Origin of the sequence: Paenibacillus sp. SSG-1 (assembly GCF_002224835.1) — a bacterium.
Taxonomy (GTDB): domain Bacteria; phylum Bacillota; class Bacilli; order Paenibacillales; family Paenibacillaceae; genus Paenibacillus_AQ; species Paenibacillus_AQ favisporus.
In genome coordinates, this window is record NZ_MBRK01000001.1 from 5,804,372 (window position 1) to 5,825,786 (window position 21,415).

Consider the following 21,415-nt stretch of genomic DNA (forward strand, 5'->3'; position numbering starts at 1 on the left):
CGGGAGAGGGCCAGCGTCAGCTGCAGCCGTTCGCCCATGCCCTTGGAAAGGGAGCTGACCCGGTCGTTCTCCTTCAAATTCATAAAGTCGAGCATCTCGCGCGCCTTTTCCAAGTCGAAATCATCATAGAAATCCCGGTAAAAAGCAACCGCATCCTTCACCCGCATCCAGTTCTCCGTCAGCGGAAGGTCCGGCATATAAGAGATCAGGCTGCGCGTTTCCTTGCCCACCGGCTTGCCCAGCACGGAAATGCTTCCCGCGGTAGGCGGCGTCAGCCCGGCGGCGATCCGCATCAGCGTGCTCTTCCCGCTGCCGTTCGACCCGAGCAGGCCGACGATCCGGCCCGGTCCGATGCGCAGTGACACGCTGTTCAGCGCCAGCTTGCCTCCGTATTTCTTGGATACGCCGTCAACTTTGAGCAGTGTTTCCACCCTTAGCCCCCTCCTTTACGCCTTGCTTTCGGTCCTCCGCGACCGCCTCGCTTACGATGGAGACGATGTCTTGATTTTTGAACCCCAGCTCCTGCATGCCATGGATAAACTGGTGAAGCAATTCGCCCGCCATTTCCTTTTTAATCGCCATAATCTTCGATTCCTCGCTTGTCACATATCTTCCCAGCCCGCGCCGGGTCTCTACGACTTCCTCGCGTTCCAGCTCCTGAAATGTGCGCTGGATCGTGTTCGGGTTGATCTGCAGGTCGGCCGCCAGTTCCCTTACGGAAGGGATTTTATCGCCCGGCTGCAGGATGCCTGAGACAATTTGTCTCTTGATATGGTTCATGATTTGCAGATAGATCGGCAAATTGTTGTCGAATTCAATACTCACTTCAGGACAGACTCCTTTCGCCGTCAGCTTACGTTCCCGCGCATCAGGCTATATCACGTTTCTTAAACGTAACAAAGCTGGCGACAAGAAACAAGACGAGATATGCCGCCAGAACGGCGATGGAAAAGCCCAGGCTCATCCCCTGAATCGGTGCGTGACCGCCCTGACTGTACACCGACAGGTCTGCGTTCGGGAACAGCACGTATTTATAGAAGCTTTTCGGAATAACGATTCCGCTGAACATCACCGAGGCCATGCCTACACCCATTGCGGCTCCCGTCGACCGGGTCAGCACCCCCATCATAAAGGCCAGTGTCATGAAAATGATGCTGTACACCAGCGTGCTGCCTCCGGCCACCAGCACATCCCGCCAGCCGGCTTCCCCTGCATCCGTGCCGAAGAAGAACGCACCCGCTGCGAAGCTCAGCACCGTCAGCCATACGGCCAGCGACAGCGTAAACAGGACGGCCGCCGTGTACTTGGATGCCAAAACTGCGGACCGGCTCTGCCCGCGGATCAGCAGGAACTTGATCGTTCCTTGGCCGTGCTCCCCGGATACGATGCCGGCCGTGAAGATGATCGCCAGCATGGCCGTCATTTGGCCAAAGCCGCTCATACCCGCCATCAACACCGTATAATCCAGGGCGCTCGCCCCTGTCAGCATCTCGCCACCCCAACGCTTCAGAATCCAGCCCAGGGCGATTGCGGCCACTGCAGCGATGGCATAAGGAATGAAGAAGCTGCGCTTCTTGGCCATCTTGAGCCATTCGTTGACCACCAGCAAAGAAAAACTACGCAATTTGGTTTCCTCCCGTCCATTTCAGGAATTCGTCTTCTAGAGACTGCTTGAGCTCGGTAATGAGGTAAATCGGGATCCGGCCGCTGCCCAGCCGCTCCACTACCCCCGGAATGTCCTTGTACTGCAAGGAAAGAATCATCTCGCTTTGTTCCGGGTTCACCGCCAGTACCTCGGCCAGATCCAGCCCTTCGAGCAGCCTCTTCGCCTCTTCCAGGCGGCCGACGCGGAACATGACGCGAATGGCTTCCTGCTGCCCCGGCTGCTCCGCTTCCCGGCTGCCTCCGCCAATGGAGCGGACCGTCACCAGCTTGCCGTCTTGAATGACGACGACCCGGCTGCACAGCTGCTCCATTTCAAGCAGGAGGTGACTCGACACCAGGATGGAGATGCCTTCTTCGCGGGCGATATTTTTGAGATAGTCGCGCATCTCCCGGATGCCCGCCGGATCCAGGCCGTTCGTCGGCTCATCCAGAATCAGGACTGACGGCTCATGCAGCAGCGCCTGGGCGATGCCGAGCCGCTGGCGCATGCCGAGCGAGTAGGCTTTGACCTTCTTCTTCATGGCCTGCTCCAGCCCCACGAGCCGGACAACCTCGTCGATCCGCTCCCGGCTGATCCAGGGATTCATCCGCTGATACTGCTTCAAATTATCGTATCCGGTCATATACGGGTAGAACTCCGGGTTCTCGATAATCGCCCCGATATGGCGGATCGCCTGCTTCCAGTCGTTGCGGATGCTGCTCCCGCGGACCAGCACATCTCCCTCCGTCATCCCGATCAATCCGGCGATCATGCGGATGGTTGTCGTCTTGCCCGCACCGTTGGGCCCCAGCAGGCCTACCACTTCGCCTTTATGCACATCAAAAGAAAGCTGGCTGACGATCCACTTGCTTCCGATCCGTTTCGATACCCCTTGGAGTGAAAGAACCGGCGCATCGGCGTCCGCCTGCATATTTGTTCGATGGTTCATGCTCACAACTCCCTTGTATTAGTGTTATAGTTGGATAGTACACTAGAACATTGAGATTGTAAAGCCCAATCATGTTGTTTCGGAGTAAATTTTCTCTGTGTCACTCCGACCAAGCCGCGCAGTTTATAGGAAAATTCGAGAAAAAAATCGGCGACCACTCTCCGGTAAAATACCGGGAAGCGGTCGCCGTGCAGCGTAATCCTCTTTTATACTTTTCAATCGGCGCAGGCCGTTTTCTCATGTAACAAGCCGGTTTTTATTATAAAACGGCCCCTCTACTAGTTACGCTTCAAACATTAACGTTAAAGCGCTCTTGGGCGGCATCTCAAGCTGCAATGCCTCTTTTCCGTGCAGCTGAACAGCTACACTCTCCGATGCTTCACTGTCGTTAAACAGAACGGCTGCAATAGAGCCATCCGTATTTTTAAAGGCAACGGAGCGGATCAGATCATTGCTGGTCGAAGCAATACGCCGCGCTTTCGGACGGATCCCCTTGCTGAAATGCGCCAGCGCATAGTAGTCCAGCGTATAGGTTAGTTCCTTCGTCTGCTGATTCACGGTCACAATACCGCGACAGGTGCTTGTACCAAAGCCGGGTACGGTAGGGCCATTTTTCTCATCCAGTGCCATATTCCATAAGACGTAAGACTTGCTATGATTGCGGAGAATCTCGATACCTGTCCGCATGACATTCGAGAAGGCTTGCTCAAACGGCGGAATCCACTCCCCGCCCGACCCTTCCGTGAAATGGACCTCTTTATCAGGGAAAACTTCGAATACGTCCGATTGGGCTGACGGCTTGCCGCCGTACCAGTGCCAAGCGACACCATCCACCGCATCGCCGGCCTGCTCTAACACCGTCAGCGGGTAGTCGGGTTTATCCCAATTGTGATCATAACAGAGGATTTTCGTATCGATATGATTCTTCACGAATTGCGGCTTCAGGTGATTCTTAATGAAATCACTTTGTGCCTCAGGCAGCATGATCATGCCGGGATAATGACCTGGTGAATACAAGGCCTCATTTTGCGGCGTCACCGCATAGATAGGCAGACCTTTTGATGCATACTCCTGAATATAACGGACGAAATAATGGGCATAAACCGGATAGCACTCTTGCTTCAGCTCTCCGCCGATCATCGACCCGCTTGTCTTCATCCAGCCAGGCGGGCTCCAGGGCGAACCCATCAGCTTCATATCCGGATTCAATCGCAGCGCTTCCTGCAGGAGTGGAATAATATCGTCCTCATCGTGTGCAATGGAAAACTGCTTCAGCTCCATATCGGCCTGGCCTTCCGGCAGATCATTATAACTGTAGAAGTCACGTGCATAATCAGATGCGCCCATGGGCTGGCGCAGTACCGACAAACCAATCCCTTCGTTCGGATCGAACAATTGTGTCATAAGCTCCGAACGCTGCTCGGCCCCCAGTACTTGATGAATCAGATAAGCCGCGGAATCCGTGAAGGACGCGCCAAAGCCATCCATCTCCTGATACGTCTGCTCCTCATCGATAACAACCGTATTCAGCAGTGCAGAGGGAGATACAGGCGTAAGCTCCTCCTTCGTTTTCTTAATGAATAATTCCTCTTCCCCATTCGACTGGTAGATTGTCATGTTCAGCATGTTGTTCCCTCCAGATTTCTATATATCGTTTCCTATCCGTGAAAGCCTATTTCAGCCCAAGCTTTTCTTTGTTCGCTTTCATCTTCTCATTGCGAACCTCCACGATTTTGTCCCAATTGTTACTGTCCAGGAACTTTTTGTATTCATTCAAGAGGCTATCGAACGCAGCATCATCCTTCGAACGAATCATACTGATGAGTGTTGAGTTCCATTTGGTATTGATTGCGGCCAAAGAACGCGCTTCCGGTGTGCCTTGGTCAGGGTTGATATTTTCCAGGATAAAGTGTGGCACCAGCTTTCCTTTACCCCATTCCTGCATTTGCTTGATGGCATCCGGGAATGCGTCACCACTGAGCGCTTTGTGGCGGTCATGGCCAAAGAACATGAATTCGCCCATGCGGTAATCCTTTTTAAAGGAATCCGGGTTGTTCAACTGAAGCTCCTTCACTGCAGGCAGGAACTCGACCTTTCCATCCGCGTTCACTTTATAGGTCTCGCCTTCAATACCATAGTTCATCAGCATTTGTCCTTCTTCGCTTAGCAAGTAGGTGAAGAGCTGAATCGATTTAGCGGGATCCACATTATTTTTCGTAATAAAGCTGATCATCCAGCCTGTGATCCCGGATTGGTTCAGTGTCGGTGAATGCAAGGCCGTGCTTTGGGGGCCGTCAATCGCGATATACTCCTTGCCTTTATTATTACTGTAGAAGCTTTGCAGGTTGCCGCCCTGCTGCGGTGTTCCATCCAACAAAATGGTTGCATATTTGCCGGCCTTGACCTTTTCTTCAAAAGCGGTTCCGTCATCGGCAAAGCTGTCATCGCTGATCGCCCCGGCTCTGTATACGGAATTAAGCGTCTTTACCCAAGTTAAATAGTCTTCATCGAGGTTACGGTTGTAGAATCCGCCATTCTTGTCTTCCAGCGGCACGCCGATGAAGTCCTGAAGCGTATCGCCAAGCGATCCTGTTCCTTCACCAATGGAGTTGAACCCGAATGGAATCAGGTCAGGGAATTTATTCTTGATATCCTGGAGGACAGCCTGAAATTGCTCTGGTGTGCCCATAACCGGTTTACCCAGGGCTTCGTAAACATCCTTACGGATGATAAATGCCGTTTTCGCAGGAATATTGCCGCTGTCATAGTCCTTTTGTGTATTGGAATAGTTCGGATATCCGTAGGTTTTGCCGTCCTTGAGCTTGAACCAGTTGAGTGTGTCTTGTGCAGCAACTTTATTGAAGTAGGGATCATATTTCTCAGCCAGATCATTTAACGGCAGCGCCCAAGTGGCCGCTTTTTGTACCACCGGGGAGTTGGAGTCAAACGTTGTGATCAAATCCGGCATTTCCCCGCCGGCAAAAAACGTGTTCAATTTGGTATCGTCACCCGTGATGAACTTGATATTGATATTCAGATCTTCCTTGATTTTTTTGGTGACAACGTCCTTGCCGAAATCCGTATTCCACCAATCCGCATTTACATACCAAGTCAGGTTGGTTACCTCTTCTTTTTTATCCAGCTTCCAGGCCGGAGTCTCGGCATCCGGAGTATAACGGTCTTCGATCGAAACCCAATTCTCCTTCTTGGAGCCGGACTTGCCGCCCGATCCGCTGCAGCCACTAACAACCAATACAACACTCATCAATACAGTTAACAGTGTGAGTCCTTTCTTTCCAAAAGCTTTGTTCGTAAACATCCTATACCCTCCCTTTTAATTAAAGCGCTTTCCTGATAGAGCCTGTGTTTTTACAGCCAGCTTCATTTCCACTCCCTTAGAGTTGCTTCTCTATTCTTTGACTGCCCCAAGCATCATCCCCGAGATAAAATATCTTTGCAATATCGGATACATCACAACAATCGGCAGCGTTGTTACGACGATTGTTGCTAGTTGGACCCCTTTCGTGGTGGTTTGAATCGCTACGGAACCTATATTTTGCATCGATTGCGTCTGAGACTGCACAATAATTTCATACAGCATCATCTGTAAGGGATATAGCGATTGGTCGGTGATATACAGTTTCGTGGTCATAAAATCATTCCATTGCCCTACCCCGTTAAATAGGGCGATTGTGGCCATGGCCGGCATAGAAAGAGGAATGAATATGCTCAGAAAAACTCTCCAGTCGCCGCCGCCGTCGATCTTTGCCGACTCTTCCAGCGAATCCGGCACATTGCGGAAGAAATTCATCAGAATGATGACATCATAGAAGCTTAAGAGAGCCGGAATAATATAAACCCAGAAGGTGTTCAGCAGGCCCAAGCTTTTAATCAATAAGTAGGTCGGAATCATACCGCCCGAGAAAAACATGGTGATGACACCCATCGCAACGTAGAACTTGCGGCCGCGGACGTATTTTTTGCTCAGGCCGTAACCTACCATGGCACAGAAGAATACATGGGTGATAACCCCGATCACGGTTTTGGCAACCGAGATGAAAAAGGCCTGCCATATGCCTGTATCTCTGAACACAGCCTGATAATTCTCAAGCGATAATTCTTTAGGCCAAAAGATAAACCCGCCCTCGGCAAGGGCCCTGCCCGAACTGAAGGATGAAACGACGACGTTCCATAACGGAACGACAATAATAATCGTAAATACAACCAATAGGATGATGTTGATCGTATCAAAGATTTTGCTATCGAGATCCCCTTTTGCTGCTTTCAAATTCACCGTAATGCCTCCCCCTGCATGGCCTATAGAACGGATTGATTATCATTTAATTTGCTGGTCACCTTATTAGCCGTAACGAGCAGAATGACCGATATGATGGATACACCCAAACCAACCGCGGTGGCATAAGAGAAATCCCCTTGCGTCATCCCCATCCGGTACACGTACGAGTTAATGACTTCTGCCTTTTCCCGGTTCTGTGAATTCATGAGCACCAAGGTTTGATCCAAATTTGACCCCAATAAACCGCTTACAGTCAGGATCAGATTTAAGCTGATAATCATCTTCATGTTAGGCAGTGTGATGTTCCAGATTTGTCTGAGGCGACTCGCACCATCGATTTTTGCGGCTTCATAGTAGGTAGGATCAATCTTGGACATGACCGCCAAGTACAGAATCGTCCCCCATCCAGCTTCCTTCCAGATATCCGATAAGGTCGCAATCCACCAATACTTGCTCGGGTCGAGCAAAATGTTTTGCGGCTGCGAGATTAGCCCTAAGCCAAGCAGCACTTCGTTAAGTAAACCGGAGGTGGAGAACCAGGTAATGAGCATTCCGCCCAGCACGATCCATGACAAGAAGTGAGGCAGATACGAAATCGTCTGTACGAATTTTTTGAACCGGCCCATGCTAACCTCGTAAATCATAATGGCCAAAATGATCGGAATGACAAAGCCCACCGCCAATTTTAAAAAGCTGATGCCCAGCGTGTTGACTACGGAATCCCAAAAATACTTGTCCGATATAATAATTTTGAAATTGTCCAGGCCAACCCACGGAGCGGAATCCAGCGTATCAATGACGGTGTAATTTTTAAAAGCAATGGATAAACCATAAATCGGTATGTAGCAAAAAATAAACATGAAGATAATACCGGGAAGAATCATCGATTGAAGCTCCCATTGCCGCTTGAAATCAATGAAAAACTCCTTGATTCTCTGCCCTCGCGGCTTCTTTCCGGTTGGTTGAACCGGGCCTGTGCCGGTTGGCTGAACTAAAACTGTTTTGCCCACCTAGTAAGCCTCCTTTGATCACAAAATGACAGACTTAAATAAAAACGTTTTTATTTTTTGGCAAAAAATATCCTCCTATTTTGTATCATTTTAAAAAAAAGAATCGGAATAATCATTGGCCCTTTCACTTAAACCGGTTTATTCCGATTGATCTTCACATGACTGGTGCCGCGAACGACAAGCTCCCCAGGCAATTTCTGAGTCTTGCCTTGCTCTTTCTTCTGAATCATGCGAACCAGGTGATCCACGGCCAGAATGCCTTGTCTGGCAATCTGATTGCGTACGGTCGAGAGAGGCGGTGTAAAATACTGCGCAATATCAATATCATCGAAGCCCACGACGCTTATATCTTGGGGAACCTCGTATCCCAGGGATTTCAGGGCCCGAATACAACCGATGGCACTCACGTCGTTACCGGCAAGAAAAGCATCGGGCACTTTGTCGGGGTGCAGGTGAAGAAAGGATTTTACAGCGTTATAGGAGCCTTCTTCCTCAAAATAACCTTGCAGAATATAGTCTCCATCGATGGGAAACTGACACTCGCGCAGAGCAGCCAGATATCCTTCTTTCCGCTGAACGCTGTCAAACATCGTATCCACGCCGGAAATATAGGCAATCTTCTTATGCCCCAGGCTGATCAAATATTTAGTCGCTTCATAACCGGCCTCATAGGAGTCGAAAATGATGCTGCCCATCGTCTCTTTCTGAATCTCGCGATCCAGGAACACGGCATTGATCTTGTCCTTCTCCATAGCGGCGATGTCTTTGTCGTCGATCCTCAGCTCTTCGAATATGATGACGCCATCCACCCGGCCGCCCATAATATTGCTCATGATAACCTGCTTATCCTTCGTAATAAACACATTCAATCCGTAACCCAAACGGTCGCATTCATGTGACATCGACTCAACCAGTGTGTAGAAGTAGGGCCCTGCCACGCTTGTTGTAAAAAAGCCAAGCATCTTGGTCTTCCCCGACTTCAGCAGCTTCCCGTTCAGGTTCGGTACATAATTTAATTGTTCTGCCACCTTCAGAACATGTGATTTGGTCTCCGGGGTCAATACATCCACGTCATTCAATGCATTCGAAACCGTAGAAATGGAGACTCCGGCTGCTTTAGCTACATCCTTGATCGTTACCTTACCCATATAACCATTCTTCCTTTGCTATAAAAACGTTTTTATGTACATAAAATACCATACAGGCGCTTTCAACACAATCCTTTTTTTAGGGAGCGGGAAAACAAACCAAAAGACCGCCCACTTTACGTGAGCGGTCCACTGAGTCTGCCTTCCATACCAACGATGAAGTTCTACTGTTTAAGATATCGTTAAACATGCTTATTGTTTACTCTCATGATCGGCAACCCCCAGTTTCTCCAGCACCGCCATACGCTCCAGCAGCTTCACGCCGCTCAGCTGGGTGCTCAGGGATACCGGATCTGCCGGCGCCTGGCTCCAGTCCGTTCCGAACAGGCATGCGGCGCTTCGCCCGGCGTCCCACAGCACGCCGGCATTTGCGGCGAGCATCGGGACGGCAAACCGGGCCGCCTCCACCGAGGCCAGGCTCAGCTCAGCCAGGTAGCGGACCAGGATGCCTTTGAACAGGCCGCCGTCCCCGCTTCCTTCGTCCGGGAGCACGCCATCATCCGCGGCAAGCTCCGCCTTGGCGGCCTCGGCCGTGCGCAGAGCATCCACGAGGAAGCCCGGCTCCCCGCTCACCCGCCACAGCTCCACGCCCGCTCCGATAAAGACACCCTGGCAGTAGGTAAACTTCCAGTCCTTATCAATCCTTCCGTCCCCGGTCCGGTTCATGCCGTCCCAGACGAAGCCGTTGGCGGGATCGACCAGGGAGCGCTGCTGCCAATCGTATATTTTGCGGGCCCACTCCAAATCCTCCGCGCTGCCAAAGCACCGGTACAGCCTTGCCGCGAGAATGGCGGCGGGCGCATTGGCCGGGGTGTTTTTGTAAGCCAGCTGGGATTTATGCCACGCGATGCCGCCTCCCATATGGTCGTTCCATCCGCTCTGGATGTCCTCCCACAGGATGTGGACGGTTTCCTTGTACGTCTCCTCGCCGGTCGCCTCGTACGCGCGCAGCCAGGCGAGCGCCATCCATTCCATATCGTCGTACAGCTCATTCGGGTACACGCCGCCGTTCCGGCGCCGGATGCCGTCATGCAGCTCCGCGAGCGTCTCCCCGTAAACCGCCTCGCCGGTGCGCAGCAGTCCGTCCACCAGCACGTCGGCGGCATGCGCCATCCACCAGTAATGAAAAATCGTGTTGCAATCGCCGTTCGGGCACGGCGTTTCAATATTAAACATGGCGATACCCGGGTTCCAATAATGTCGGCGCAGCGCTTCCTGCGCCGCATCCGCGCGTTCTGACCACAGCATGGCGGCCTCTCTCCCCTTTCAACGGCACCCGAATGGAGTGCTTTTCATTCCGCTTACTCAACCAGCCCGGAACGCTCCACGCCTTGAATGAAATACCGCTGCAGAAAGAGATAGACGACAAGCATCGGAATCAGTGCAAGGAATGTAGCGGCCATGACGACAGGCAGGCTGAACACTTCAAAGCTGCTGCCTGTCAATGTATCCAGGGATTGGTAGAGCCGCGGAAGCATCATCGGCAAGGTGAACTTCTCCTCTGACGTCAGGAAGATCGACGGCTCGAAGAAGTCATTCCAGTGCCATACCAAGGACAGCAGGGTCGTTACGACAATCGCAGGCGGTGTAAGCGGGAGAATAATTCTCCAGTATACGCGGAAGCTTCCGCAGCCATCCACCCTGGCCGCATCCTCCAGCTCCCACGGAAGCCCGCGGAACAGCTGGCGGAAGATAAAGATGAACAGGGCACCCCTAAGCCCATTCGCAAAAAAGGAAGGCACGATCAGCGGCATCACGCTGTCCAGCCAGCCGATCGTCTTGTACTGCATATACAAAGGGACAATGATCGTTTGCGGCGGAATGATCATCGTGAACATGCACAGCACGAACAGGACTTCCCGTCCGGGAAACCTAATGCGGGAGAAACCATAGGCGACGAAAGAGCAGGATAATACCTGGCCGATCACACTCACTACGGAAATGAGGGCCGAGTTATTGAAATGCGTCCAAAACTGCAGCCCCTTCATCCCGTAGTAGAAGTTTTCCCACGCCAGACTCGTCGGAATCCACTTGATCGCGAAGTCGATCAGATCCACCGGATGCTTGAGCGAGGTCGTGATCATATAGATAAACGGATAGAGAAAAACAAAGGCCAAGTCAATCAGAATGACGTACACGAAGATGCGGTAAATGAGCGCGAACCAGCGGCTTTTGCTGCTGATCCGGCTGATGACGCTGTTATTTCTTAACGCTTTCGCCCGGTTAGCGATACTTTCGGGCTGCACAGCCACACGCTGCTTGGTCTTCGACATCGGAATCGGTTTCACGCTGCACCACCTCCTTGCTCCTCATTCTCATTTTTCACCTGTGTATACGACTAAGCGCCTGGTTGAAGCAAATACGATAATGAGCAGCAGGAAGATAAACAAGAAGTAGATCCAGCCCATACCGGACGCGTAGCCCATTTCGATCTTCGTAAAGGCCGTATCTTTGATATAGACCATCATCCTGTTGTTGATATCCGTAAAGGAATCCACGCATGTATAGACGAGATTAAGCAGGATGATCGGTGAGATCAGCGGCAGCGTGATTTTCCAGAACATCTCCCATTCGGTTGCACCGTCGCATCTGGCCGACTCATAGAGCGACAGAGAAATCCCCTGAAGTCCGGCTAAAAAGAGCAGGATCTGCACGCCCGTTTTCCAAAAGATCACGGTAAGCCTGCTCAGCATATCGAAGACGATCTGCGAGAACGTCGGGCCCATATACAGAAATACCTCCTCCGGAACGCCGATGCCGTTCACCAGCGTGTCTTTGCCGACCCCTGCGTAGAGCAGCTGCTGCATCGCAAGGCCGGAGCCGATCAAAACAGGCAGGAAAAATGCAGCCCGGAAGAAGGCGCGCCCGCGAATCTTATGATTCAGCAGGATCGCGATAAACAAAGAGAAGACCAGAATCAGCGGCGTATTGATGACGGCATCCTGCACCACCGAAATGAACAACGGAATAAACTGCGTATCCAGCACGAACGCTTTGTTGAAATTTCCCCAGCCGACAGGCTCCAAGTCGAAATTGCCGACGCCGACCACTTCATGAAAGGCCAGCCAAAGGGAGTAAATCAAAGGATACAGCATGAACAATGCGAACCCGATCGCCCATGGAGCGATATAAACATAGCCTGCCAGCATCTTTTTTCGTTCCAGACTCAACTTTTTCCCTGTCATGCTGATCCCCCCTTCGGCACCACGATGAAGTTTTTGCCCGGAACGACATGATGATCGACCGTCACCTCACCCGGCGTATAATTGACAATGACGCGAGTCCCGTCCTCATATACGACCTCATAGACATCATCCTGCAGCTTGCGGTGCTCCTTCATCGTTTGCGACCATACCGATCTCAGCTTGTCGTTCATCTCTTTATAGTATTGGACCGCTTGATCCACCCAATTGCTGTAAGCCGAACTGAACAAATCGCTGTAGATGGTGTCCTTTAAATCTTCAGAGTGGTTCATCGTTAATTGGTAGTACGGCATATAGCCGTATTCCACCATTTTGAGGTATTGCAGCTGTGGATCGTAGAATAAATTTTGCGGATCGCCCGAGTAAGGAATAATGCCGTGCAGCGCCATCTGGTAGAACGGGATCGTTTCGTCGGTAAAGAAAAAGCCGCTGTCCTCCATCGGGATGCCGAACAGGCGGGAGGAATGCTTCAGGCTGTATCCATTGCCCCCAACCGAGGCCGCACCGCCGAACTGCAGGACCGATTTCTCCATCATTTCCGTCCACTGCTTGGCTGTCCCCCCGCGCTTCAGCGGGTAATCGTCATTATAATCGTAGTAGAGCTGACTGCCGATGCCGTCGAAGTTAATGCCGGTAATCCCCAGCTTGCGCAGCGGATTCAGCACTTTCTTCTGGAAATGCGCATTCTGCTTGCCTGCATTCAAGTAGAAGAGCTCGCTGTAACGGTCGGTCACGACAAAATGATTGGCTCCGACAACGACGTCTTTACGCGACGAGAACCCGTCGTTGCCCTTCCATGCCTCGACATAGTTGTCCTGCAGAAAAAGCTGGTAGTTCTTCGCCTTCGCATACTCGCTCAGCTTCGCCAGCCCTCTTGTGCCGCCCAGCTTACGGGAAGGCTTATATCCCGACGGATAACTCATGTAGCCTTCGCCCGTCCAACCGAGCAGGTTCGCCGAAATCGACTGCACGCCGCGCTGGCTGAGGTCCTCCATCATGTCCTGCGCCTCTGAGAAGGTTGTACTCTGAATAAAATGATCGAACAGAATCTGGTCCTTCTTAATGCCCATAAGCAGATCAAGTCCGAAAGGAACCGCTTCCCCTTTCTTCACCTTCGGAATCACGCCTTGCTCGTCGAGCAAATACTCCCTGTAGGCGGTCGCCATATGGCTGTAATCGGCTTCTTTGCCGCTAAAGAACATGTAGCGGATGGTATGATCCTCGCGGATCAGGTCCTTTTCGGGCTTCTTCGTCAGATTGCCGTCTTTCTTAACCGCTTCATACTCGCGCCTGTAAACGAGCTCGGAAGATATTCGGTTCAAATTAATGAGATAGCCGCTCGGCGAATAGAGGATATTCGCGTCGTATTCTCCTTGGGTGATGATCCCCATAAAGGAGTTATTGCCCACTTTCAAGCCGAAGATCGGCAGCATCGCGTTTTGTTCCCGTCCGAAAAAATTGAAGGTAATCGTATCCGCGCCGTAAACGCTCGCACGATAAGGATTCAAATAATTCGGGTGGTTCGTCTTAAAATAAGACAGCGCACCCGGCCCGTCGGGATAGACCGCATAGCCTTGATCGTGATCCGATGCCGCTCCGAAGAAGGGAAGCGGAGCAACCGACATGAGCCAGTTGTCTTCCCCTTCCTGGATCGATTGGCCGGGTACGGTGACTTCGAGGGCGTTCCCCTTCAATTGGAAGCTCATATCGAAGCTGATTTTCAGCCTGGGCAGCTCGTAACGGACCGATATCCCGTTTTCCAGTGAGGTCGTCGTCATCTTCGGCTGCTCAAGTGCAAAGTTCGTCTCCTGCGTTTCCAGCGCAGGCAGATGGGGATCCGTGTAGGTCAGATGAAAAATCGACTGACTGCTGGCGGTCCACAGCTCATTCCCGTCCGTTTCGACATCCTGCAGCGGAACTGCCGATTCCCACCGGTACCCGTTGCTCTTGTCGATCACCGCGATGGCGGAATCGGATGAGCGGAACTGCAGCTCAAGCCGGTCGTTCTCGGCGATCTTCTCATAATGGGTTGGCTTCTGCGGCTGTCCGCTCTCCTCCGGAGCCGGCATCTGCTCACTCTCAACGACCTGGTTCTTATTCGGCCTCATTTCCTCCTTGGCCCGTTCCATGGCCCTTTGCACGGAGGGTAACGCCAGAAGCACGAGCGCAGCAATGATGACGCTGACGGTTAAATAGTAGATCCATCGTTTGGCGAGTCTCGTTTTCATGGTACCCCCCTCAATTTTCCAGTAAGTATCTGACTTCTACGGCCACTTCACGCACAAATTGAAGAACGTGGTTCGTCAAGGCGAAGACAAGCCCTACCGTTCCCCAGAAAATAATAAAGGCAAAGATGGATAAAAGGAGGACGCCGACCGCCTTCTTAAAGGTATAATCGTTCAGCACCTTCAGTTGAATGAAGATGAGCAGGGCCACCCACAGCCATATGATCGAATTGATGCTGTTGTACAGCCCCAGTTCGCCCCTTGACATCACCAAGGAGACGGCAGCCAGCGGGATGGTAAATACGATATAGGGAATCAAGGCATAGGACATTGCGGTCAGCACTTGGCTGAAGTAGGCCTCGCCGTCCATAATCGCTGTAATTAAATAACAGGCAATCACGCCCGAGATCAGCGGCACGACGAAGCGGATGATTTCCAAATTCAAATTGGCATCCTTCGGCTGAAGCGACGTCATATGAAAGCTGGTCATATAGATCGATATAATTCTGACGCTGATGGTCAGCAGGATTAAGACGAATGCCGAGATCAGATGCTTGTTTTTCTGCAGCTCCTCAAAACCGTCCACCGGATGGAACAGTATTGCTATGCCCAGCCGCAGTGACCGGAGACCCGACTGTTTGATATCCGCCGTTCTGATCAATAGCCATACCTCCTTATGACGGTATTCGTGACGCGGATCATGAATTTGACGATAAAGTAGATGGCGACCACGATGAGAACGACGGCCAAGATAATCCAGCCCAAATATTCACGCAACAAGCCATGCCGATACTCGGCAAAAGCGAGTGAATACCCCTCCTGGTCATTGCCCAGCTTAAATTCCCGCATCGCTTCCTTCCATCTCTCTTCCTTCATCAGCGCTTTCGCCACGCCGCGGTGGGCAAGCGGATAGTTCTCGTCGATCTTCAGCACTTCCTTCCAGGGCACCATCGCTTCCTGGTAACGCCCGTTGAAGTGCAGCTGGCTCGCTTGGTGGACCAATTCCGCGAAGCGTGTCGGCTGAAAAATTTGAATGTTATTGCGGTCCCGGTCCAGCACGTAGATTTTGCCCGCCTTATCGACGACGATGCTCGTCGGGTATTCAAAGCGCCCCTTCTCATCGCCTTGTCCGCCGAATACAGCAAGCAGATTGCCTTCCTGATCGTATTGATAGATCTTCCGCGACATCGCGTCGAGCGCGTTCACGACCCCGTATTGATCGACAGCCATATCGATGAAATATGGGTTTTCCAGCGCCCCGCTTTCGATCGAAGCTTCGCCGAAAAATGCCTTCTTGTAGATGTTTTCACCCATGGCATTAAACTTCTTGAGCTGGTCCGCTTCGATCAGAACCGTCGGCGTATAAATAAATCCTTTACCGTCGATTGTGATATTTGAATTTTGCGGAGGAACCGCATTGTTCAGCTGCTCCCGCTGCTCCGGCGTTGCCAGTAACCGGATGAGCAGCTTCTTCCAGTCGAACGGAACGCGGTTGGCGCCGATATAGCCGCGGAACTGGTTCATCGCGTCGATCATCATGAAGCCGCTGTAGTCATTTTTATTGAGCGCATAGAGATAACCGCGCCGGTCCATGATGACTTTATCCGGGGAAAAATCCAAATCTTCGCTCAGCAGGGAAGATTCCGGCTTGACGAACTCTTCGATTAACTCCCCTTTCGGAGACAGATGAATGATCCTGCCGCTGCCCGTGTCCGCTACGAACATATGACCGAGGCTATCGACATAGATACCGCTCGGACTGCTGAGCTCGACGCTTTGTTCTTTCCCGAAGATGCCCAGCACTTTCCCTTGGCCGTCCAATTTCACAATCCGGTTGTTATCCGTGTCGGCTACGTATAAGAGCCCCTTCTCGTCGATAAACAAGTCGTTCGGTTTATTCAAGCCGGGCTGGCCAACATCCATAATGATCGTGTCTACCGTATAGGTCAGGGGGATCGGCATCCGATGGCCATACATCGGATCGAGCGTATAAGACATTTGCGGGAGCGCATGGGCAGGCAAGCTGCTGATCAGAAACAGCAGACCGCCGAGTATACCCGCCGTTATTCGTTTGTACACCATATCCGCCCCCTATGATTTGATCCCGGAATGAACCATCGTATTCATAATCAGCTTCTGGAACAGCAGGAAGATGAGAATCGGAGGAAGCGTCATCAGGAACGTGCCGGCAGCCAGCGCACCCGTCCGCGCAACGACGCCAGGCCCTCCAGCCAGTGTCTGAATCGCCAGCGGCAGCGTCTTCATCGATTCGCTTGTCGTAAACACGAGCGCCGAAAAGAAATCGTTCCAGTTCCCGATGAAAGAGAAAATAATCAACGTTGCCCAGGCCGGCTTGCTCACCGCCATAATCACCCTCCAGAAGATTTTCCAATCCGATGCTCCGTCGATATGCGCAGCCTCGATCAGGGCATCGGGAATTTGGTCGAAGAACTGTTTCATGAGGAAGATATTGAAGGCCACGGCAATCTTCGGCAGAATTAACGCCCAATACGTATTGACCAATCCTAAGCTCGATACGATCATATAAGTCGGGATCTGGGTCACCTGCGGCGAGAACATCAGAGCGGACAGGATGACGGAGAAGATGAAGCCCGCACCCGGCGGCTTGAACTTGGATAACACGTACGCTCCCAGGCAGCACACAACCAAGCTGGAGAGCACGACCGCAACGGAGACGAACAAGCTGTTGAAGATGTACCGCGAGAAAGGAACGACAGAGCTGTCCGTCGCGGTAAGCAGATCAAAGAAGCTGCGCAGGGTCGGCTTCTGCACAAAAAATCTCGGCGGATAAAGAAACAGCTCATCGAGCGGTTTGAAAGCCGTGGAAATCATATATACGATCGGCAAGGACGTAAATCCGACCAATGCGATCATAAACGCGTATAACAAACCCCTGTTGAAACGGGCGATAAATTTCGTAAAGCTCATCGTCACGTCCTTTAGCCCCCTTATTGATCTTTGGACGATAGTAACCGCATCACGATGCGGCCTAAGCCGAACGTGACTACAAACAGGAAGACGGCGATTGCCGATGCGTATCCCAGCTCGAACCGGATGAAGGCATAGTCGAACAGATGCGCAATAATCGTATGGCCCGCATAGTTCGGGCTCGGCATCCCGGAGATGGCCACGGCAATGTCGAACACCCCGAAAGCGCCGACGATGGCGTTGACTGCACCGAACAGCAGCTGCGGCTTCATCAGCGGCAGCGTAATGAACCACAATTCCTGAAACCGGCTGGAAATCCCGTCAATGGCGCCTGCTTCATACAGCTCTGGCGATACATTCTGCAGCCCCGCCAGGAACACCAGGAATCCCGTACCCATGCTCATCCACAAAGAAACGATGATGATGACCGGCATGATCGTATTCGGATCCGTATTCCAGAGAATCGGTTCGCTGATCATGCCCCAGTTGAGCAGCGCATTGTTCAATAACCCGTAGCGGTCTCCGGAGAATATGTACAGCCAGACGATCGATAAAGCGATTCCGCTCGTAATCGAAGGGACGTAAAAGGCCAACGAGAATATCATTTTGGCCTTCAGCGTATTGATCACCCACGCGAGCAAAAAGGATAAGCAATAGCTTAGCGGCCCGGCGATCACAGCGAAGATAAACGTATTTTTTAGCGATGTGAGAAAGATGTCGTCTTCCAGAAACAAGACGCTGTAGTTGGATAAGCCTACCCACCTCGCCGGTTGGAGCATGTTGTAGTAGGTGAAGCTGAGATAGACCGACTGCACGACGGGAATGACGGTAAACACGATGAAGAGAATCAGGAACGGGCTGAGAAACAAATAACCGAGCGCAGCCCTCTTTCTCGCGTGAGTCAATTTGAATCGACGTGCCTTCTGCGGTGCCAGCTGGAGCGGCCCTTTAACCTCCACGCTGCTTTGCATACTGCTCCTCCTTCCGCCGCCTTAGTCTTTCGGCGTGAACCCGAATTCCTTCTGCTTGGCGTTAAGCTCTTTGTTAATATCCTTGATGCCCTTCTCCAGCGACTCCCTGATATTCATGCCGCCAAGAACGACGCGGTTCCAGGCGTTATCGATGTTCCGCCCCGTGAAGTAGCCGCCGAGCACGTACGGCTGCTCTTTGTAGTACTTCCATTGGTCCTTCAATGCCTTGAGGTCGTCCTCCGGCCATGGCAGCTGCGATAAAGCGTCTATATTCGCCGTATTCCAGCGGGCCTCGACGCCGAGCAGTGCCTCCAGCTCTTGGCCGAACTGCAGCTGAACCTCTGTACTCGTCCACCATTTCAGAAACTCCCAGGATTCCTGCTGATGCTCCGATTGCTTGAAGATCGCAACGGACTGTACCGCTCCACCGGTCGTGCGGTCAATCGATCCATCGGCCTTCTGATGGCCGGGAGACGGAGCGACGCCCCAGCGTCCGATCAGCTCCGGCGCTGCAGTAGAGAGCTGTACATACGTGAGATAATCCGCGATCCCGATCGGCATTTCCCCGGTACGGAACCTGTTGAAAAAGTTGGCCATGACCGGGAATTTGTAATTGGTATACAGCTCCGTCCATTCCGTGAAGGCCTGGAAGGCTTCCGGTGAATCCAGCGCCGACTTTGTTCCGTTCTCCTTGTAATAGTCGCCGCCATTCTGGTAAAGAAACGGCATGAAGCCAAGCTGCGTGATCGGGTAGTACATCTGCATCCCGTTCTGCTGCAGAATCGGAAGCAGAGCATAGACCTCATCCCATGTCTTCGGGATGCTGACGCCCAGCTCGTTCAAGATATCTTTCCGGAAGACCAACAAGTTGAAATCCTGCGTTTCCGGAAGCGCATAGTTCCCCCCATTGTATTTGAAAGGAATGAGCGATCCCGCAAGGAACCGTTTGCTGACTTGTTCATAATCAGGAAACTGCGTTAAATCGACGGAAGCGTCCCGGATCGCAAATTCGACAGGCAGATGCGCATCGACGCCTGTTGCGACATCCGGCGCTCTGCCGGAGCTTGCCGCAAGCAGCAGCGTGTTGACGGAGCCCGAGTTCAATTGGCCGGCCGGGAGCGTATTGATGTTGATGCGTATGCCGGTTTTGGGCGTAAAGTCTTCCTCCGCCATTTCCTTCATAATTTCCGCCCACTCTTTGCCCCGGGATACCCAAACCTCGATAACCGGACCCTCTTCCTCCCCCGTTTCGTTGTCGTAGACGCTGCCTACGCCCGTATAGTCCTTCGTAAAGGAAGCCATGAAGTTTTTGAACGTGCTGACCGATTTTTGCAGAACGTTGGATTTTACCTTCGGATATTTCGTATCCGGGGCGCTGATCAGGATGTAATCCAGAACAAGCGGCACATTCTGGAGATCCATCAGCAGTGTGCTGAGGTTCGTTTGGCTGTTGCTGAGCTCTGATAATTGTCTTGGAATCGAATCGGGGTTACGGATCATTTTCTCGAACGTGTGGTTCATCATCCGCAGACTGTTCACCGTGCTCGGCTCTACATCCGACAGAGCCTTGAGCGCATCCATCTGAACGAGCAGATCGTCCGCGATGACCTTCAGGTCCTCAATCAGCTTCGGCACCTTCTTGTTCAGCTCGTATTCGAAGTTCGGATCCGGCGTCGGTCCCGTGATCATAATAATGCGCCTGTACAGATCAGAGAGCTTCTGGGTATCGGCCGTCAAAGCTTCCATGATCGGTTGATACGGCCCGACCTGGGCGGTCATCGTCAGCGTATGCTCGCCTTTCGTTAAGTACACAAGCAGGGGTTCATCTTTTCCTGTTTGTTCATTGTCCTTATGCAGCGTTTCGATCCGCCAGTTGCGCGAGTAGGTAAAAGGGTACAGCTCCAGTTCTTTGAACGGAACTTTCCCATCTATAAGAATTTGACGATAGGACGGCAGCCCATCGCCCCACCATTGTCCAAATTTCAGCCCAATCTTATACAACCCGTCCTGCGGAACCGAGAACGCCCACGATGCCTTCTGACCGCCCTTCCTCCAGCGCCAGTCGCCAAATGCGTTCAGCCGGATTCGCCCATCGCCTGCCGGCTCCATTAACGGATCGCCATTCGATTCTCTGCGGATCGTCGGATCGGATTTCGTCGGATTGTTCTCCGCCTGCACTTTCACATTGATCTGCTGGGCGGGTTCATAGCCTTGCGCGGTGTAGGCCTGCTCCACTTCGGCATAACTGGGCAGCTGCTCCGGTGACGTAATCCGGATCTCGTCGATGGCCATCGGTTCGAGCAAATAATTCATCCGAATGACATGCTTGCCTGCGGTCATATAAAATTGGAAGGGTTCCGGGTACAGACCATTCCCGTCCGAAACCGGAAGGTCCATCCACTGCGGCTTCTCGATTTGCTTGGGTCTGACGTCGTCTCCCTGGTTGTTTTGGGCCGGATCGCCCCGGTCGACCCAGCTGCGGTAGAAATAGATACGCTGCGCCTCGCGAAACGGGCTTTCTCCGTCAATAAGCAGCTCCCGCTGAATCGGCATTCTTTTTCCCGGCATCGGATAATAACTTAGGGCCAGGTTGTAAAGACCGTCCTGCGGGATATCTACCGACCATTCGATCCACGTTGTCTTGCTGTCCCACACAAGAGCGGAAAGGCCGTCTACCGTTTCCAAGACCGGCTTCGTGCCTCCAAACGCCGAATGCTGATCGGCTTTCATCACAATGTCCGGTTGATCGGCAGGCGGATAGCCCTCTTTCTTATATCCGGCCAGCGTCGTCGCGTAAGTCGGCTCCAAAATACTGTTCACGGCTAATTGGTCATTCGTCAGCGGAACGCCCTGATTCTGATTCCGGTCCCGTAAACGTTCGTTGTTGGCATAAGAATGAAAGCTCTCACCGAAGGTCAGCGAAAAGACAAGAAAAGTGATCGATATAAGCATGACTCTCTTCCACTTTAGTGCATCATTCCAACGCCATTTCAAGCACTGTCACCTCTTTGTCGTTCA

At 52.1% G+C, this 21,415-nt stretch carries 18 protein-coding genes; all 18 read right to left on the bottom strand.

Features of this window, described 5'->3' with window-relative positions; genetic code table 11:
- Window positions 1-431, bottom strand: a 431-nt coding sequence (locus BCV73_RS35975) for an ATP-binding cassette domain-containing protein (protein WP_256993175.1), incomplete at its 3' end; no start/stop codon positions are given.
- Window positions 409-825, bottom strand: coding sequence for a GntR family transcriptional regulator (locus BCV73_RS26635; protein WP_076172765.1), 417 nt, complete (start codon window positions 823-825; stop codon window positions 409-411). The genes BCV73_RS26635 and BCV73_RS35975, both read right to left, overlap by 23 nt.
- 43 nt (window positions 826-868) lie before the next feature.
- Entirely contained in the window at window positions 869-1,624 is a 756-nt protein-coding gene (locus BCV73_RS26640; protein ID WP_076172764.1) for an ABC transporter permease, read from the bottom strand.
- Window positions 1,617-2,594 (bottom strand): ABC transporter ATP-binding protein, encoded by a 978-nt coding sequence (locus BCV73_RS26645; protein WP_089549169.1) that lies wholly within the window; start codon window positions 2,592-2,594, stop codon window positions 1,617-1,619. Before BCV73_RS26645 ends, BCV73_RS26640 begins: the two co-directional genes overlap by 8 nt.
- Window positions 2,595-2,876: 282 nt before the next feature.
- Window positions 2,877-4,220, bottom strand: a complete 1,344-nt coding sequence (locus BCV73_RS26650; protein ID WP_089549170.1) for a glycoside hydrolase family 30 protein — start codon at window positions 4,218-4,220, stop codon at window positions 2,877-2,879.
- 46 nt (window positions 4,221-4,266) lie between these two features.
- Window positions 4,267-5,913 (bottom strand): type 2 periplasmic-binding domain-containing protein, encoded by a 1,647-nt coding sequence (locus BCV73_RS26655; protein ID WP_089549171.1) that lies wholly within the window; start codon window positions 5,911-5,913, stop codon window positions 4,267-4,269.
- Between the two features lie 90 nt (window positions 5,914-6,003).
- Entirely contained in the window at window positions 6,004-6,888 is an 885-nt protein-coding gene (locus BCV73_RS26660) for a carbohydrate ABC transporter permease (protein WP_089549172.1), read from the bottom strand.
- 23 nt (window positions 6,889-6,911) lie between these two features.
- On the bottom strand, window positions 6,912-7,901 hold the full coding sequence (locus tag BCV73_RS26665) for an ABC transporter permease (RefSeq protein WP_179232075.1): 990 nt from the start codon (window positions 7,899-7,901) through the stop codon (window positions 6,912-6,914).
- 128 nt (window positions 7,902-8,029) lie between these two features.
- Window positions 8,030-9,049 carry a LacI family DNA-binding transcriptional regulator gene (locus tag BCV73_RS26670; RefSeq protein ID WP_076172759.1) on the bottom strand — a complete coding sequence of 340 codons (1,020 nt, stop codon included), beginning with the start codon at window positions 9,047-9,049 and terminating at the stop codon, window positions 8,030-8,032.
- A 192-nt stretch (window positions 9,050-9,241) separates the two neighbouring features.
- The gene (locus tag BCV73_RS26675; RefSeq protein ID WP_089549173.1) at window positions 9,242-10,297 is read right to left on the bottom strand and encodes a glycoside hydrolase family 76 protein; all 1,056 of its coding nucleotides are present in this window, start codon (window positions 10,295-10,297) and stop codon (window positions 9,242-9,244) included.
- A gap of 53 nt (window positions 10,298-10,350) precedes the next feature.
- The gene (locus BCV73_RS26680; RefSeq protein ID WP_089549174.1) at window positions 10,351-11,337 is read right to left on the bottom strand and encodes a carbohydrate ABC transporter permease; all 987 of its coding nucleotides are present in this window, start codon (window positions 11,335-11,337) and stop codon (window positions 10,351-10,353) included.
- Between the two features lie 27 nt (window positions 11,338-11,364).
- On the bottom strand, window positions 11,365-12,234 hold the full coding sequence (locus BCV73_RS26685; RefSeq protein WP_076172757.1) for a carbohydrate ABC transporter permease: 870 nt from the start codon (window positions 12,232-12,234) through the stop codon (window positions 11,365-11,367).
- Window positions 12,231-14,480 carry a DUF5696 domain-containing protein gene (locus tag BCV73_RS26690; RefSeq protein ID WP_089549175.1) on the bottom strand — a complete coding sequence of 750 codons (2,250 nt, stop codon included), beginning with the start codon at window positions 14,478-14,480 and terminating at the stop codon, window positions 12,231-12,233. The genes BCV73_RS26685 and BCV73_RS26690 overlap by 4 nt, the downstream gene beginning before the upstream one ends.
- 10 nt (window positions 14,481-14,490) lie before the next feature.
- Window positions 14,491-15,138: a Yip1 family protein gene (locus BCV73_RS26695; RefSeq protein WP_076172755.1), complete on the bottom strand. Its 648-nt coding sequence runs from the start codon at window positions 15,136-15,138 to the stop codon at window positions 14,491-14,493.
- Complete coding sequence (locus BCV73_RS26700; RefSeq protein ID WP_218828197.1) at window positions 15,135-16,556, bottom strand: NHL repeat-containing protein; 1,422 nt, start codon at window positions 16,554-16,556, stop codon at window positions 15,135-15,137. Before BCV73_RS26700 ends, BCV73_RS26695 begins: the two co-directional genes overlap by 4 nt.
- Before the next feature lie 12 nt (window positions 16,557-16,568).
- Window positions 16,569-17,426: a carbohydrate ABC transporter permease gene (locus BCV73_RS26705; protein ID WP_089550416.1), complete on the bottom strand. Its 858-nt coding sequence runs from the start codon at window positions 17,424-17,426 to the stop codon at window positions 16,569-16,571.
- Between the two features lie 20 nt (window positions 17,427-17,446).
- Window positions 17,447-18,397, bottom strand: a complete 951-nt coding sequence (locus tag BCV73_RS26710) for a carbohydrate ABC transporter permease (RefSeq protein WP_076172753.1) — start codon at window positions 18,395-18,397, stop codon at window positions 17,447-17,449.
- Window positions 18,398-18,418: 21 nt separating this feature from the next.
- Window positions 18,419-21,391 carry an extracellular solute-binding protein gene (locus BCV73_RS26715; protein ID WP_143811904.1) on the bottom strand — a complete coding sequence of 991 codons (2,973 nt, stop codon included), beginning with the start codon at window positions 21,389-21,391 and terminating at the stop codon, window positions 18,419-18,421.
- Between the last annotated feature and the right edge of the window lie 24 nt (window positions 21,392-21,415).

Excerpts from the sequence above, each read along its gene's own strand:
- BCV73_RS26645 (WP_089549169.1), bottom strand. The coding sequence starts at position 2,594 with ATGAACCATCGAACAAATATGCAGGCGGACGCCGATGCGCCGGTTCTT.
- BCV73_RS26650 (WP_089549170.1), bottom strand. The coding sequence starts at position 4,220 with ATGCTGAACATGACAATCTACCAGTCGAATGGGGAAGAGGAATTATTC.
- BCV73_RS26655 (WP_089549171.1), bottom strand. The coding sequence starts at position 5,913 with ATGTTTACGAACAAAGCTTTTGGAAAGAAAGGACTCACACTGTTAACT.
- BCV73_RS26670 (WP_076172759.1), bottom strand. The coding sequence starts at position 9,049 with ATGGGTAAGGTAACGATCAAGGATGTAGCTAAAGCAGCCGGAGTCTCC.
- BCV73_RS26675 (WP_089549173.1), bottom strand. The coding sequence starts at position 10,297 with ATGCTGTGGTCAGAACGCGCGGATGCGGCGCAGGAAGCGCTGCGCCGA.
- BCV73_RS26685 (WP_076172757.1), bottom strand. The coding sequence starts at position 12,234 with ATGACAGGGAAAAAGTTGAGTCTGGAACGAAAAAAGATGCTGGCAGGC.
- BCV73_RS26690 (WP_089549175.1), bottom strand. The coding sequence starts at position 14,480 with ATGAAAACGAGACTCGCCAAACGATGGATCTACTATTTAACCGTCAGC.
- BCV73_RS26705 (WP_089550416.1), bottom strand. The coding sequence starts at position 17,426 with ATGAGCTTTACGAAATTTATCGCCCGTTTCAACAGGGGTTTGTTATAC.
- BCV73_RS26710 (WP_076172753.1), bottom strand. The coding sequence starts at position 18,397 with ATGCAAAGCAGCGTGGAGGTTAAAGGGCCGCTCCAGCTGGCACCGCAG.